The organism is Neobacillus sp. GCM10023253, from assembly GCF_042653105.1.
In the GTDB taxonomy this organism is placed as follows: Bacteria; Bacillota; Bacilli; order Bacillales; family Cytobacillaceae; genus Neobacillus; species Neobacillus citreus.
Window position 1 is genome coordinate 15,435 of record NZ_JBHSHV010000003.1, and the last position, 14,691, is coordinate 30,125.

13 protein-coding genes are annotated in these 14,691 nt (G+C 42.0%); 8 read left to right on the forward strand and 5 right to left on the reverse strand.

Going from position 1 to position 14,691, the window contains the following annotated elements; translation table 11 throughout:
- Positions 1 to 69 precede the first annotated feature (69 nt).
- From ACFPA1_RS00420 to ACFPA1_RS00435, 4 genes are read right to left on the reverse strand one after another with little or no spacing between them, the layout of a single operon-like run.
- Positions 70 to 1,116 (reverse strand): YheC/YheD family protein, encoded by a 1,047-nt coding sequence (locus ACFPA1_RS00420; protein ID WP_213141087.1) that lies wholly within the window; start codon positions 1,114 to 1,116, stop codon positions 70 to 72.
- Positions 1,113 to 2,477, reverse strand: coding sequence for a YheC/YheD family protein (locus ACFPA1_RS00425; RefSeq protein ID WP_378580805.1), 1,365 nt, complete (start codon positions 2,475 to 2,477; stop codon positions 1,113 to 1,115). Before ACFPA1_RS00425 ends, ACFPA1_RS00420 begins: the two co-directional genes overlap by 4 nt.
- Complete coding sequence (locus ACFPA1_RS00430) at positions 2,455 to 3,558, reverse strand: YheC/YheD family protein (RefSeq protein ID WP_213141085.1); 1,104 nt, start codon at positions 3,556 to 3,558, stop codon at positions 2,455 to 2,457. Before ACFPA1_RS00430 ends, ACFPA1_RS00425 begins: the two co-directional genes overlap by 23 nt.
- Before the next feature lie 5 nt (positions 3,559 to 3,563).
- Positions 3,564 to 4,937: a YheC/YheD family protein gene (locus tag ACFPA1_RS00435; protein WP_378580806.1), complete on the reverse strand. Its 1,374-nt coding sequence runs from the start codon at positions 4,935 to 4,937 to the stop codon at positions 3,564 to 3,566.
- A 151-nt stretch (positions 4,938 to 5,088) separates the two neighbouring features.
- Between ACFPA1_RS00435 and ACFPA1_RS00440 the strand changes: the two genes are divergently transcribed.
- The 5 genes from ACFPA1_RS00440 to ACFPA1_RS00460 all read left to right on the forward strand — a co-directional run bounded on the left by ACFPA1_RS00440 (position 5,089) and on the right by ACFPA1_RS00460 (position 10,849).
- Positions 5,089 to 5,436, forward strand: coding sequence for a YlbF family regulator (locus ACFPA1_RS00440; protein ID WP_213141083.1), 348 nt, complete (start codon positions 5,089 to 5,091; stop codon positions 5,434 to 5,436).
- Between the two features lie 110 nt (positions 5,437 to 5,546).
- Entirely contained in the window at positions 5,547 to 6,416 is an 870-nt protein-coding gene (locus tag ACFPA1_RS00445; protein WP_378580807.1) for a Cof-type HAD-IIB family hydrolase, read from the forward strand.
- 242 nt (positions 6,417 to 6,658) lie between these two features.
- Positions 6,659 to 8,170 carry a coproporphyrinogen III oxidase gene (locus ACFPA1_RS00450; protein WP_378580809.1) on the forward strand — a complete coding sequence of 504 codons (1,512 nt, stop codon included), beginning with the start codon at positions 6,659 to 6,661 and terminating at the stop codon, positions 8,168 to 8,170.
- A gap of 135 nt (positions 8,171 to 8,305) precedes the next feature.
- Positions 8,306 to 9,925 carry a long-chain fatty acid--CoA ligase gene (locus ACFPA1_RS00455; RefSeq protein ID WP_378580811.1) on the forward strand — a complete coding sequence of 540 codons (1,620 nt, stop codon included), beginning with the start codon at positions 8,306 to 8,308 and terminating at the stop codon, positions 9,923 to 9,925.
- Positions 9,926 to 10,057: 132 nt separating this feature from the next.
- Complete coding sequence (locus tag ACFPA1_RS00460; protein WP_378580813.1) at positions 10,058 to 10,849, forward strand: enoyl-CoA hydratase; 792 nt, start codon at positions 10,058 to 10,060, stop codon at positions 10,847 to 10,849.
- Between the two features lie 40 nt (positions 10,850 to 10,889).
- On the opposite strand, the gene ACFPA1_RS00465 is transcribed toward ACFPA1_RS00460, so the two are convergent.
- On the reverse strand, positions 10,890 to 11,075 hold the full coding sequence (locus ACFPA1_RS00465) for a YhzD family protein (protein ID WP_213141078.1): 186 nt from the start codon (positions 11,073 to 11,075) through the stop codon (positions 10,890 to 10,892).
- Positions 11,076 to 11,199: 124 nt separating this feature from the next.
- Here ACFPA1_RS00465 and ACFPA1_RS00470 point away from each other — a divergent pair, with 124 nt between their 5' ends.
- The 3 genes from ACFPA1_RS00470 (at position 11,200) to ACFPA1_RS00480 (ending at position 14,676) form a co-directional block, all read left to right on the forward strand.
- Positions 11,200 to 12,099, forward strand: coding sequence for an ABC transporter ATP-binding protein (locus tag ACFPA1_RS00470; RefSeq protein WP_378580815.1), 900 nt, complete (start codon positions 11,200 to 11,202; stop codon positions 12,097 to 12,099).
- On the forward strand, positions 12,092 to 13,345 hold the full coding sequence (locus tag ACFPA1_RS00475) for an ABC transporter permease (RefSeq protein WP_378580817.1): 1,254 nt from the start codon (positions 12,092 to 12,094) through the stop codon (positions 13,343 to 13,345). The genes ACFPA1_RS00470 and ACFPA1_RS00475 overlap by 8 nt, the downstream gene beginning before the upstream one ends.
- Before the next feature lie 113 nt (positions 13,346 to 13,458).
- Positions 13,459 to 14,676, forward strand: coding sequence for a metallophosphoesterase family protein (locus ACFPA1_RS00480; RefSeq protein WP_213141075.1), 1,218 nt, complete (start codon positions 13,459 to 13,461; stop codon positions 14,674 to 14,676).
- Positions 14,677 to 14,691: the final 15 nt, after the last annotated feature.

The following is a 14,691-nucleotide window of genomic DNA, read 5'->3' on the forward strand; positions in this document are numbered from 1 at the left end:
TTGTCCTCCTCTAACACCTTGTATTACTTATAGCTTACCTTGTTTTGAATATTATGCAAATAAAATTTTTTATGGGCAGGAGCTTGTTAAGTGGAGGAAAATACGGCATAGCTGGTCAATTTTTTTCTCTTCAATTTGTGATTCATCAAACCGCATTGGTTTTGAATTCACCTCATAAATATAATATTTTCCACTTTTGCTCATGCCGGCATCAATGGAAAATTCCCCGAAAAAGCCAAGCTGTTCCGATAATGCTTTCCCAATGTGAGGGATAATCATTTGAAAAAACTGATCATGTTCGTTCGTTTGCAATAAAGAGTAGGGAAGAAGTCTTCCCCCCGCTGGAATATGGGTGGTGACTCCTTGTTCCTGGGATTGCCGGATGCCGACGCCGGTTAGTGAATAATCCCCTTTTTCGGCGTGGGCAATAATCCGAAAATCATAGCGAAAACCCTCATATTCAGCAGAATTGATATCAATCTGTGCCAAATAGGTTTTCGATAAGAGCAATTCGCTCCAATCCTGCCAAAAATCTTCAAAAGATGGGTAGCAAATGCTTCTTTTTCTTGACTCAAATTGGATGTATGGCGAGGATAAATGCCTGATGCGAAAAACGCCCTTTCCCTTTGATGAGGCTGCCGGCTTTAGATAAACACTAGAATTTGCTTTCAATAACAATTCCAGGTCTTTTTTTTCTTGAAGGAGAATCGTCTTCGGTACGTAATCTTGGAGGACAGGATGGTTTTCCATTAGTTGATAAAGCTCGTATTTATCTATAAAACCTGGGTTGAAATAGGGAATTCCTTTATCCTTTAAAAGCTGAAAGAAGCTTTTACATTCTTCGGTCTGTTCTGTTTTTCTGAAGGGAATTCGGTTATACACCAAATCTGGATAGGGGAAAGAGTTCTTTATCCAGCGATTTTCATCGGGTGAATAGCTGAATCCTTCAATATATTCCGCTCCTGCCCCTTCAAGGGTAAAAATAAAGCTTATTCCATTAAGCGAAATAAGCTTTTTTTGCAGTTTGATAAAAAGTTCCCCGTTTCCAGCGACTGTTCCATCGGATTTAAGCGCGGTCATGATGCCAATCACCGGCCCTGCTTGTTTGTCGATCATTGATAAAGTTCCTCGGGATGCAGTAAGGCTTGCTCGGTGAGAAAAACGGCGAAGGCGAGGGACAATTTACGTGTCAATAAATCAAATTCTTTTAATTCCGGATGGCTGAAAATCGAACGGCCGGGTTTGGAATTTGCCTCGAACAGCCAGACATCGCCGTTCCGGTCAATGCCCAAATCAAAGCCAATTTCGCCGATAATTCCTTCGACATTTCGGTCTAATGCATGACTTAAGGAAAGGGCAGCATTGGAAAGCTTCTCTTCGAACATGCCGGCATCTTCAGCAGGAAAGATTTCGCTAATCGTTTTAATTTCTCCGCCGCTCCTCTTATGAGTGGTCGGGCTTCCCGGCCCGGCTATTTTTGCTGCAAGCGCGGAAACATGCCAGCAGCCTGTTTCGTCCTTGTTCGTATGGATGCGAAAATCAACGGGCCGCTGCTCGTTGCGAACTAAATGAATCCCCTGTTGGACAACCATTTTTTCAAGCGATTGCTTCGCGAATACCCGCTCAAACAATTTCTCCAGGCTGTGGAATTTTTGTAACCTGTTTGCCCCGTCGTCATCTTGATAACGGCAGTAATAGTCGTTTGTGTTTTTATCAAAAATAATTTGATGAATGCCAAAGCCAAGACTGCCGTTTTTCGGCTTTATATACACATGCCCGTATTTAGAAAGCATCCTCTCAATCAAGGAAAAAGAGGTAAAAGGATGGGTCTCAGGAAGGTATTTATCAACCGAATGATCTTGGAGAAGCCGTTCGTAAATATCTAACTTGTTGAAAAAGCCGGGATTATACCAAGGGATTAAATATTCCTGTTGAAGCCGTTTTTTTACTTTAACTAATTTGGGAATTCCTTCACTCCTTCGGTTTGGCAGACGATCATAAATGACGTTAGGGAAAGGGACCTTCCGCTGTTCCCAATCTCCATCGTGGAAAAAATAACCCTCAATCGTGCCCTGTTCCCAATCAATATGCTGCTCTCCGAACACAAAAGCGAGGGCTCCGACGTTTTTATTTACGGATAAAAGCTTGGAAAAGAACTGTGTTCTCTCGCCGAGGAGCTGATCAGGAAGCAGTGTAAATCCAGCCGTAAAAATGCCAACAAGAGGACCGATGTACAGGGTTTGATTATCTAAAAAAACATGGAGCGGCAGCTTAAATTCCGGAAATTGGAGTTCTTTTTGTATGACCCTGCTCATCACAATCCGATCTTTTCGGTCAGGATGGGGCAGAAATTCCACTGCCATTGAATTTGAACCAAAAGCAATTCGCTTAGGCCCATTTTCTTGAAGGAGGGAAGGAGGGCAAAAAACAATCAATTGATCATTTTGGACGACCTCAATGAGATAACGTTTTCTCATAGATGTTCTTCCTTTCTTGGTCTTTCGATTCCGACAGGTATTTTGCGTAAAGCAGCGGTGCACAGTACAGCTTTTCTTTAAGATTGGGCCGGGTTTGCAAAATAACCTTCCTGCCGGGCTTTGAATTCATATCTAAAATCCAGATCGAGCCGTTTTTGGCGATGCCAATATCGACACCGATTTCAAAGAGCGGCAGGAAGCTTCTTTCAAGAAGGTGTGGTAATTCTGTAAGAATGCTGGTTAATTCCTGCTGAATAAATTCCCTTCTCGCTGCAGGCAGGGAAGCTGACCATTCTGAGAACGCTGTTGCCATCCCGCCTGCACTTAAATTCGATAAAATCCCGCCGCTGGTACCGATTCGCACTCCGCGCCCAATTTCTCCCCAATTGCCATGCTCATTTTTTTGCAGGAGAATCCGGATGTCAAAGGGCTGCAATTCACTGTTGGTTAATTCAAGATAAGGCTGCATAAGATATTGATGCCGCGCGAGCAAGCTCTTAAGCCAATGCGAAAATTTTCCTTCGTTTGGAAAGATCCTTGATATAATCTGTTTTTGTTTTTCTGTTTTAACATGAATCGATTTGTCATTTTTCTTCAAGGAATAAATGCCATAACCCTGTGAACCGTTAATGGGTTTTATGACAATCTTTTTTCCACTGTTTAATTCTTTTAAAATTCCAACCGTATCGATTACCTGCTTTGTCGGCGGCAGATAGGCAGATAGCTTCGTGTCTTTCAGCGCCTGATAGAGGTCTAGTTTATTAGGCAGACCATATCCTAAAAAGTTAATATCCTTCCTGCTTTTTAGCCACGATACTATTGGAAGGCATTGTTTCGATTGGTCATCCTCTCCGTAGAAGCAACGGTCATAGAGGATGCGGGGGATGGGGAATTCGGCATTGACCCAATTCTTTTGTTCAGCGTCAAATTTTTTCCCTTGAACCTGAAGTGTATTTGGATTGATATTGGTTGGAACGAAGCGAAAAGCTTCAATTCCTAAGTCTTTTGCATGTTCGGCCATTTCCGTTATATAGGGGGCCTCTGTTTCTAGGTTTAAGGACATAATGCCAAATGTAATCAAGTGAATTAAACCTCCTTTTCATTCAGGGTTTCAAAGGCCAGGCTTGTGCAAAAGCGAATGATGGCTTTTGCAGACGGTCTGATTTTCCCTGAATCATCTTCAAATACCTTCGATGGTTTTGAGTTTACTTCAATCAGCCAGGGTTTCCCCTTTTCATCAACGCCGACATCAATCCCCAGTTCGCCGGTAATTCCGGAAGACAGCGCACTGACCTTTTCGGCGGTTTCCAACGACAGCTCTTTTATTAGCTTCAATGTTTGCAAAGCGGTTTTTTGGGACATTTTGGAACGTAAGGCAGTTACCGGTTTTATCGTATGGCCGCCCCTGGAAACATTGGAGACAAATTCCTGTTCAGCCCCGATTCTTGCAACAATCGAGGTAATTTCCCACTTTTTTTCATAATTTCGATGGACTAATACCCTGAAGTCCATGGCAGATGATTGATAGTCAATAAAAGAAATACCCTCCTGAACAATACAAATTCGGTTTTGCAGCAGTAATTTTATTTCTTGATAGATTTCATGTGCTGCTAGGGCTGGTAATGCATCTGCCTGGGATTGGCCTGAAGTTTGGAGGGTAAATTGGTCTTCCGCAATTTTTTCCAGTTTAATAATATTTTTTCCCTGGCTGCCATGAATCGGTTTTATAAAAATGGTTTCATAGGTTTGCAGGAAGGAATGTAAAGTATCCCTTGAGAGCAAGGCTGTCTCGGGAATGTAGGATGACAAATGATGTTCATTTTTCAACTGGTCGTATACTTCCCATTTTGAATGAAAGCGATCATTGAAGATGGGAATGGCCAGTTGTTCAAGAATCTTTCGAAATTCAACAAATTCTTGTTTGTTTTCTAGTATTCGAGAATGGATTCGATTGTAAATAACATCAGGGGCAGGTGGGCTTGTTCCTATCCAGCTTCCGTTTTCAAAATAATAGCCGTGCTGTAAAAAATGTTTAAAAGAAAACACATAAAGAAAACCGCCATTTTCTGACACCACCTGATGGAGATCCTCACAAAACTTATGAATGGAACGGAAATTAGGTTCTTCACCATCCTTCGGTGAAAAATCTGTCAGCAATCCGATGACCGGACCAAGCTTAAGTGTGTTGGACTCAGAAAAGTATTTTGCTTGTAGGTTAACCTTTCGGACAGGCAAGCAAAAATAGGTAAAGACTTCCTCCGGCACATGCAGTTCCCGGGGAAGGGTATCGATGATTTGGATATTGGCACGAATTGTTTTTGTGCCGACCATGATTTGTAATTCGCGGTGATTCTCCATTTGCAGGTAGTGATACAGCCTGCGGGACATTTTAATCAAATGAGAATTCGTTGCTTCGGATTTCTCTGGTAAAATTGTTATGCTTGTTAATGAACGGGACATAATCACTCCTCATTCTTTATTAAATAGGCATCCGCTGATGTAGTATCCTATGTAAAACCAATAGGGATGGTGATTTGAACATTCTCGCATTCCCTTGAATAGTTTGATATAGTTGGGAAGTATTGTTAACCAAAAAGGAGTGAGCCCGCAAATGGCAGTAAATTTATATGATTCCGCCTATGCTTTAGAAAATGCGATCCGTCAAAGTGATGAATTTAAACAACTACAGCAAGCTTATCAAGAGGTAAATGCCGACCCGGCAGCGAAGCAGTTGTTTGATCAATTTCGCCACATCCAAATGAATTTGCAGCAAAAACAAATGATGGGACAAAACATTTCCGAGCAGGAAATTCAGCAGGCCCAAGCAACCGTCGGAGTTGTTCAGCAAAATCCGAAAATCGCCCATCTTATGCAGGTGGAACAGCGAATGAATAATGTGATCGGGGAGTTAAACCAGATCGTCCTAAAGCCATTGGCTGATTTATACGGACAAATTTAATTTTTTAAGAAGCTGCCAAGCCTACACTTTTACAAGCACTGTTCTATAAATTGGTGAAAAATCATAAAAGTGATATAAAGGGAATTTCACCAAGAACAGGGGGCAGCATAATGATTTATCGCTTACTTGCGTTAAATATTGATGGCACACTCTTACAAAGCAATGGAAAAATCCATAAATCGACAAAGGAAGCCGTAGAATATGTTCAGCAAAAGGGGATTTATATCACACTCGTTACATCACGGAGCTTTCACTCAGCCAAGAAGGCAGCGAAAGCCTTAAAGATATCGTCACCGCTCGTCACCCATCAGGGGGCATTCATTGCGCGGGAGGAAAATAAGCCGGTATACGTGAAGCGGATTAATGAGGAAATTACCTATGATACTATTCGTCTGCTCGAGGCGCTGCCGTGTCAAATCCGTTTAGTTCACGAGAATTTTTCGATTGCCAATAAATATAAACTGCATCAGCAATTATTAGCAAAAACGGTTTTCACCACAGGCGACCCTTTTGTTTATTCACAGCAATTTGTCGAATCCCTCAGCGAATATTTGCATGATCAGCCGGCAACTCCTACGAAGATTGAAGTCTATTTCGAAAATAAACGCGATTTAGAGGATGCCAAAACCGCCATTGAAAAAATGTTTACGGAAATCACTCCGATTAAACTTGATTCATTGCGGCTCGATCTTGTTCCGGCAGGAGTTTCCAAACTTAATGGGTTAGCGTTTCTTGGCAGCCAGCTCGGTTTCCAGTTAAAAGAGATGGTCTATATCGGTGACAGCCTTGATGACATCCCGTTAATTGAAGCGGCTGGTCTAGGTGTTTCGATGTGGAATGCTCCTTTTGAGGTGAAGAAAGCATCGGACTGGGTAACAAGGTCGGAAAACGAACATGGCGTTGCTTATATGGTGAAGGAACACTTCAGAAAGCAGCAGCCAATCGAATTTTTAAGAAAAATGAAGATTATCAAAAATTAATCTTGAAAAAAGATATCAGGGTCGGTCTCTGATATCTTTTTTGCTAATAAGAAAGTATAAACTTTCTGTCGAAAGCTTTATACTTTCTTAACGCATAAATTCAACTACGCCTCTGTCTTCGTCCTGGCGGACTCGCCAATCGGCGAGTTTTCATTTATATGCTCCAATGATTTCCACTATATTGACCTTATTTTTGTGATTTTGTACACTTAAAGAAGTTTATTTTTGAAAGGTGATAAAGCTTGCGAATTTCGATACTAGGCTTAGAGGATGAAAGATTCAATCGGCCATTGACGCTAATTGCGAATTTATTTTTTGAAGAGTCACAGATTTTGACATCTCAGACGGATGATGCTGATATACAGATTTTATTTCATTTACAGGTTGAGGAAAAAATCGGTGTTTCTGCTAAATTAACGGATGGGAACGGAAAAGTCCTATCTGCTGAATATCAGCGGGATTTTAAGGAAGCCGATTCTGAAAAAGAACGGTTTAAGCAGATTAAAAATGCCGTTTCCCACGTTTATTTAACGGTTCTCCAGGACTTGACCGGCATTACGCAAAAATGGGGAATTTTAACGGGTGTTAGACCGACTAAGCTGCTTCACAAAAAACTGCAGGAAGGCATTCCAGCTGAAGTGGCCCATCGGCAATTAAAGGATGAGTATTTAATTACTGATGAAAAAATTGCACTGATGCAGCACATCATTGACCGGCAGTTGACGGTTGTTCCAGACCTTTACTCGCTCGAGCGGGAAGTGAGCATTTATATTGGCATTCCGTTCTGCCCGACCAAATGCGCCTATTGCACGTTCCCGGCTTATGCTATTAACGGGCGGCAGGGATCTGTTGATTCCTTCTTAGGCGGCCTTCATTATGAAATGAGGAAAATCGGCGAGTGGCTGAAGGAAAAAGGGGTGCGGATTACAACCGTTTACTATGGCGGCGGCACACCCACAAGCATTACCCCTGAAGAGATGGACATGCTCTACGAGGAGATGTACAACTCGTTTCCTGATGTCACTAAAATTCGGGAAATTACTGTGGAGGCGGGACGTCCAGATACGATTACCCCGGAGAAGCTTGACGTTTTGAAAAAGTGGAAGATTGACCGGATTAGCATTAACCCACAATCGTATACGCAGGAAACATTGAAGGCAATCGGACGGCATCATACGGTTACGGAAACGATTGAAAAATATCACTTGGCTCGGGAAATGGGGATGAATAATATCAATATGGACCTTATCATCGGCCTTCCCGGTGAGGGTCTGACAGAATTTACCCATTCCTTGGCGGAAACCGAAAAACTGATGCCAGAATCACTGACGGTTCATACTTTATCCTTCAAGCGCGCGTCTGAAATGACGAAGAATAAGGAAAAATATAAGGTGGCAGACCGGACTGAGGTTGAAAAAATGATGAATCTGGCCGAGGATTGGACCGCTGACCATGGCTATGTCCCTTACTACCTATACCGCCAGAAAAACATCCTGGGCAACCTGGAAAATGTCGGCTACTCCCTGCCAAATCAAGAAAGTATCTATAATATCATGATTATGGAAGAGCAGCAGACTATTATCGGACTTGGCTGCGGGGCATCGAGCAAATTCATTGACCCTGTCACTGGGAAAATTACGCACTTTGCCAACCCGAAAGACCCGAAATCCTATAATGACGGATTTGAGGCATACACAGAAGAAAAGATCAAAATATTAGATGAGTTATTTTCAGAAAAAGGATCTCCTGCTTAATATGAAGCAGGGGATTTTTTGTTGGTAGCGTGTTCTTAATAAAGGATTATTTTCCCCAATGTCGAATATTTAAGAGGAACCGCCTCATAGGATACTATGGGGTTAAAACGTATTTACTAAAAGGGGGAATAAGCTATGATGCAAACACCTTTAACAATGACGCAAATGCTAGAAAGGGCTGAAAGGTACTTTCCAAAGAAGCAGGTTGTCTCAAGAACCGCCAGCGGCATTCAAAGGCTTACTTACAAAGAAATTGGCCAAAGAACTAGAAAGCTTTCCGATGCCTTGACCAAGCTAGGCGTTGAAAAAGGCGATAAGGTGGGAACATTGGCCTGGAACCATCACCGCCATCTTGAAGCATACTTCGCCATACCGTGTATGGGCGCTGTCCTTCACACGATTAACATCCGTCTTTCACCACAGCACATCAGTTATATCATCAACCATGCCGAAGACAAAGTACTCCTAATCGATTCTGACATCCTCCCGCTTATTGAAAAATGTAAAGATGAACTTAAAACCGTAAAAGCTTTTATTATCATGACAGACGAAAAAGAGGTCCCTCAGACCACACTCTCACCTGTATATCATTACGAAACACTATTAGCCGAAGCAAACCCAGAATTTCAATATACCACTCAAATTAATGAAAACGACCCAGCCGGGATGTGCTATACTTCCGCGACTACTGGAAATCCAAAAGGAGTCGTATACTCTCACCGCGGAATTTTTCTGCATAGCATGGCGATAGGTTTAGCTGACACTTTAGCGCTTAGTGAAAAAGATGTTGCCCTTGCGGTTGTCCCAATGTTCCATGCAAATGCTTGGGGAATGCCGTTTGCGGGTGTTTGGTTTGGAACAACGTTAGTCCTTCCGGGACCCAATTTTACACCAAAGCTGCTAGCTGAATTGATTCAGCAGGAAAAAGTGACCATAACAGCAGGGGTTCCAACGATTTGGATGGGACTGCTGAAAGAACTTGAAGAAGGCAGCTATGATCTAAGCAGCCTAAGAGGAATCCTGTGCGGCGGTTCTGCAGCGCCTAAAGGAATGATTAAAACATTTGAACAAAAATACAATATTCCCTTTATGCACGGCTATGGGATGACTGAAACAAGCCCGCTTGCTGTATTCTCCTCATTAAAAAGCTATCAACAGGACCTCGATTACGAGGAAAGATTGGAATTAAGAGCTAAACAAGGAGTTCTTGTCCCTGGACTAGAGATGAAAATACTGGGCCAGAACGGTGAAGTCGCATGGAACGGCACGGAAATGGGCGAATTATGCTTAAGAGGACCATGGATTGCTTCCGAATATTATCAGGATGAACGGACGAAGGATGCTTTCCACGATGGCTGGCTGCACACCGGGGACGTCGCTACTATTGACGAAGAAGGGTTTGTTAAAATAGTCGACAGAACGAAGGACCTGATTAAGAGCGGAGGGGAATGGATCTCATCTGTTGATTTGGAAAATGCTTTAATGGCCCATGAAGCAGTGTTTGAAGCGGCCGTTGTGGCGGTTCCCCATGAAAGGTGGCAGGAACGCCCAATCGCCTGCGTTGTACTGAAGGATGCCTATAAAGGAAAAACAACTAAAGAAGAGCTATTTGAATTTCTTCAGCCTCAATTTGCAAAATGGTGGATTCCGGACGATATTTTATTCATCGAGGAAGTTCCAAAAACCTCTGTAGGGAAATTTTTGAAAATGGCTCTTCGTGACCAGGTGCAAAAGGAAGTAAGTCAAAAAGGTTAATAGCCGAGGGCAAGGGGACCAGCCCTTTGTCCTTTTTGCCCGTGGAAAATTCAATCTATTACGAAAGTTTGTTTTTATTCTGTTTATTTCTCTATATAATGAAGATGAACAAGTTTATTGGGGGGATTGGAAATGGCTTTAAATTTTGTCACAGAAAAGGTGAACTTACAAGTAGAGGGCCGGGTAGCCACATTGGAAATGAATCGGCCGGAAGCGCTTAACGCAATGGACGTGGATATGATAAAAGGCCTTGTCAGCAAACTGAAAGAAATCAGCGAATCGGATGATGTGGATATCCTGATTTTAACTGGAAAAGGAAAAGCGTTTTCAGCAGGGGGAGATATTAAAACAATGCTATCTGATATGGACGAGAATGGATTTCTTCCGCTCATGGACTGTATCAGTGAGCTGGTGATCACCTTATATAGCATGCCAAAATTAACAATCAGCGCGATTACCGGTGCGGCAGCGGGCTTAGGGTTTAGTTTAGCGTTAGCAACCGATCATATAATCGCTGAAAAATCTAGCAAACTGGCAATGAATTTTATCGGCATTGGGCTGATCCCAGATGGCGGTGCCCATTTCTTCATGGAAAAAAGATTAGGAGAAACTAAGGCAAAGCATGTAATCTGGGAAGGTAAAATGATGAGTGCGGAGGAAGCGCATTCAATCGGTCTTATTCAGGAAGTAGCTGAAGGCGATCTGCAGGATGCTGTACATACTAGAGTGGCAGATTGGCTGCAAAGACCTGTTCAAGCGATGATCAAAACGAAAAAGATATTGGCTGAAAAGAATCGCCCGCAGCTCTTAAAAATATTGGAGCTAGAGAAATACGGCCAGCAGAAAATGCGCGAAACCGAAGACCACAAAGAGGGAATCAAAGCGTTTATTGAAAAAAGAAAGCCAAATTTTATCGGAAAATAAAACAAGAGGCTGTCAAAAGACAGCCTCTTATTGCTGATTTTTAAGCATGAAAAAGTAGCAGTTTGCCTGCAGGAGATGTGCAGCGGTGTGTTTTATCTAGTAAATTTTTCTCTGATAATAGTTTTTCCCCCTGCGCTTTTGCAGCATCATCGTTTTCTGCTTGGAAGGCTTCGTCTAATATCTTTTCTCCATTTGCCTCAAACGCCGTTAATTTATAAGTTTTCATTCCACATACCCCTTTTCAAAAAAATTCTCACTATTATTTTTGCATAATTCTATAAATTGTGCAAAGAGAAAATTAAACCCATAATATGGTATATTTGTATTGTAAGAGGAAAGGAGTAGGTAAAATGGTACTTAAACTGGAACGGGTTACAAAACGTTTCGGAGAATTTACTGCTGTCAGCGATTTATCTCTGACGATTCCGGAGAGAGAAATGTTTGGTTTTTTGGGGGCAAATGGCGCTGGGAAAACAACAACGTTTCGAATGATTTTAGGGTTACTCGATGCAAGCTCCGGTAAAATAACCTGGGACGATCAACCACTCGATTATTCTACCAGCCATCTGGTGGGCTATCTCCCTGAAGAGAGAGGGCTGTATCCAAAACTAAAGGTCCGGGACCAAGTTGTTTATTTAGCTAGATTAAGAGGAATGCCCAAAAATGAAGCTTTAATGGAGCTAAGAAGCTGGCTTGAAAAATTTAAAATACCCGAATACGAAAATAAAAGAGTTGAAGAGCTTTCAAAAGGAAATCAGCAGAAAATTCAATTCATTGCTGCTGTGATCCATAAACCGAGGCTGTTAATATTGGATGAACCGTTTAGCGGACTGGACCCTGTCAATGTCGAGCAGTTAAAAGAGGCAGTTTTAGGACTTAAGGAAAACGGAACAACCATTGTCTTTTCCAGCCATCAAATGCATCATGTCGAGGAACTGTGCGAACATCTCTGTATTCTGCAAAATGGAAGTCCAGTGGTTCATGGCTCCTTAAAGGAAATCAAGCGCGCCTATGGGAAGAAGAACCTCATTATCCATGCGGATTTTTCCTTGGAGTCGATCAAAGACTTTCCTGGTGTGGTAAAGACGAAACCGACAATGGAGGGGCTGGAATTACAGATTGAAGGGGAACAGGTCGCGGAAGGAATCCTCAAGGAAATTGCCGGGAAAGGCTTGCTGCGAAAATTTGCCCTTGAAGAGCCGTCATTGAATGATATTTTTATCGAGAAAGTAGGTAATGCATATGAATAATTTTTGGATTATTTTAGTACATACCTACCTGAATAAATTGAAAAGCAAATCCTTTATTGTCACAACCTTTTTGACAATCGTAATTGTTCTGGGGTTAACAAACTTTCAAAATATCATCGAGAATTTTGATAAAAACGGCGGTAAAGAGAATGTTGCTGTCCTGGATGAGACAGGCAAGCTTTACAAGCCTTTCAAGCAGCAATTGAAAACAATCAATAAAGATATAAACTTAACATTCTATAAAGGTACTGAAAAAGAAGCGGAAAAAGCGGTCGAAAATGGTAAGTTTACTGGATTGCTTGAATTGCGTTTTAACAAAGAAGGGCTTCCGGAAGCGGGCTATAAGGCAATGAGCATTGCTGATTCTGCGTTGTATACGGATCTTCAGACAGCCTTGCAGCAGGTTAAAACGATGCTCGCCGCTTCGAAAATTAATTTAGCACCTGATCAGCTGCAAAAGCTTTACGAGCCGGTTTCGTTTGAAAAAACAGCGCTTGAGAAAAATGCGAAAACAGAAGAGGAACTAAATCAAGCACGCGGACTTGTCTATGTTCTCTTATTTATCATTTATTTTGCTGTCATCATGTATGCCAATATGATTGCCATGGAGGTGGCAACGGAAAAATCATCAAGGGTAATGGAAATCCTGATTTCAAGTGTCTCGCCAATCAAGCAGATGTTTGCGAAGATTCTTGGGATTGGACTGTTGAGCCTGACACAATTGGCGGTATTTTTGATTGTCGGCTATTTTTCTCTTACAAAAAATATGGAGTCCCTCAAAGACGGTTTCTTTGGAGTGTATGGGTTTGGCGATATCCCGGCGGCAACCATCGTCTATGCAGTGATTTTCTTTATCCTTGGCTATTTTCTTTATGCCACCCTAGCGGCCTTTTTAGGCTCGCTGGTCAGCAGGATTGAGGATGTCCAACAGATGATTACCCCGATGACGTTATTGGTTGTTGGTGGTTTTATGATTGCCATGTTTGGCCTTGGCAAGCCGGATGCTGCGTTTATTACCATCACGTCCTATATCCCATTCTTTACGCCAATGATTATGTTCCTCCGTGTGGGAATGCTGACCATTCCGGTTTGGGAGGCTGTTTTAGGGATTGCCATCCTTGTGGCAACGATTGCCGTATTAGCTATTTTTGGCGCACGAGTCTATCGCGGCGGTGTTTTGATGTATGGCAAATCCAATTCCTTTAAAGATATTAAAAAAGCTTTGCAATTAACAAAAAACCAATAGTCAGTCTGAGCTTTACCATTTATGGTAAAGCTTTTTATTAATCATAACAAGAACGTGCATTCGTATATTAGTCGTGATAAAATAAAAGAAAAGAACGTTTGAGAGGAAATTTTATGAAAAATTTATCATTTCTTCATGCTGCCGATTTACATATGGACAGCCCAATGGTCGGTTTGAAGCATTTGCCCGCTGCTATTTTTTCAAGAGTTAAAGAGAGCACCTTTACATCCTTAAAAAAGCTGACTGAAACAGCAATTGAAAGACAGGTTGATTTTGTCATTATAGCAGGTGATTTATTTGACGGAGAGGACCGCAGTCTCCGGGCCCAATCTCGATTCAGAGCGGAAATGCAGAGGCTTGCAGAACATGAAATTCCCGTCTATGTGATCCACGGCAATCATGACCATTTAAATGGTTCCTGGGTTCACCTTGACATGCCGGACAATGTCCATGTGTTTGGGAGCAAAGTCGAACGGATGGAACTGCAGACAAAGTCAGGTGAAACAGTATCCTTCTATGGATTCAGCTATCCAACCCGGCATGTGTTTGAGAGAAGAACAGATGAGTATGTGAAGTCAGTGGGTACAGATTTCCACATTGGCATCCTTCATGGAAATGAAAGCTCTTCCTCCGAACATGATAACTATGCCCCGTTTACTGTTAAGGATTTACTTGATAAAGACTTTGATTATTGGGCATTGGGCCATATCCATAAACGCGCTGTATTGTCTGAAAATCCTCCGATTATCTATCCCGGTAATATTCAAGGGAGAAATAAAAAGGAAAAAGACGCAAAAGGATTTTATCATGTCACTCTTACGGAACTTGAGGCAAAACTGGACTTTGTAGAAGCAGCAGATATTGTCTGGGAAGAGGCTGAAATTGATGCAGCATCGGCGAAGAATTTTCATGATATTCTTCAATTATGTCAGTCAAGCCTAAATACCTGGAGAAAGGATAAAAAAGGCACATTCTTGTCCCTAGCCATCAAAAACATTCTCCTGGAAGACGACATGGAAAGAAGAAGTTTGCAAACGGATCTGCTAGATCTTTTGTTGGAAGATGAACAGGAGGAGGAAGCATTTGTTTGGATTGTGGAGCTATCTTTTTCCGAAAGGCTGCAGGTGAACAAGGAACAATTAAAAAAAGAAGCCAATTTTTATGGTGAGCTTTTTAGTGCAATTGAACAATTCGATCATGTAGATGAAGCCTTGGCCGTTTTGTATGAGCACCGCTTGGGTAAAAAATATTTGTCACCCCTATCCTCAGGTGAGCAGCATGAACTAATTAATAGGGCGGAGAAGCTGCTAATTGAATTACTTTATAAATAGAAAGGAGTGAATCCA

What these genes read in the sequence shown, in the direction of transcription:
- ACFPA1_RS00420 (WP_213141087.1), bottom strand. Translation starts at nt 1,116, where the DNA reads ATGATCGACAAACAAGCAGGGCCGGTGATTGGCATCATGACCGCGCTT.
- ACFPA1_RS00425 (WP_378580805.1), bottom strand. Translation starts at nt 2,477, where the DNA reads ATGAGAAAACGTTATCTCATTGAGGTCGTCCAAAATGATCAATTGATT.
- ACFPA1_RS00435 (WP_378580806.1), bottom strand. Translation starts at nt 4,937, where the DNA reads ATGTCCCGTTCATTAACAAGCATAACAATTTTACCAGAGAAATCCGAA.
- ACFPA1_RS00440 (WP_213141083.1), top strand. Translation starts at nt 5,089, where the DNA reads ATGGCAGTAAATTTATATGATTCCGCCTATGCTTTAGAAAATGCGATC.
- ACFPA1_RS00445 (WP_378580807.1), top strand. Translation starts at nt 5,547, where the DNA reads ATGATTTATCGCTTACTTGCGTTAAATATTGATGGCACACTCTTACAA.
- ACFPA1_RS00455 (WP_378580811.1), top strand. Translation starts at nt 8,306, where the DNA reads ATGATGCAAACACCTTTAACAATGACGCAAATGCTAGAAAGGGCTGAA.
- ACFPA1_RS00460 (WP_378580813.1), top strand. Translation starts at nt 10,058, where the DNA reads ATGGCTTTAAATTTTGTCACAGAAAAGGTGAACTTACAAGTAGAGGGC.
- ACFPA1_RS00465 (WP_213141078.1), bottom strand. Translation starts at nt 11,075, where the DNA reads ATGAAAACTTATAAATTAACGGCGTTTGAGGCAAATGGAGAAAAGATA.
- ACFPA1_RS00470 (WP_378580815.1), top strand. Translation starts at nt 11,200, where the DNA reads ATGGTACTTAAACTGGAACGGGTTACAAAACGTTTCGGAGAATTTACT.
- ACFPA1_RS00475 (WP_378580817.1), top strand. Translation starts at nt 12,092, where the DNA reads ATGAATAATTTTTGGATTATTTTAGTACATACCTACCTGAATAAATTG.
- ACFPA1_RS00480 (WP_213141075.1), top strand. Translation starts at nt 13,459, where the DNA reads ATGAAAAATTTATCATTTCTTCATGCTGCCGATTTACATATGGACAGC.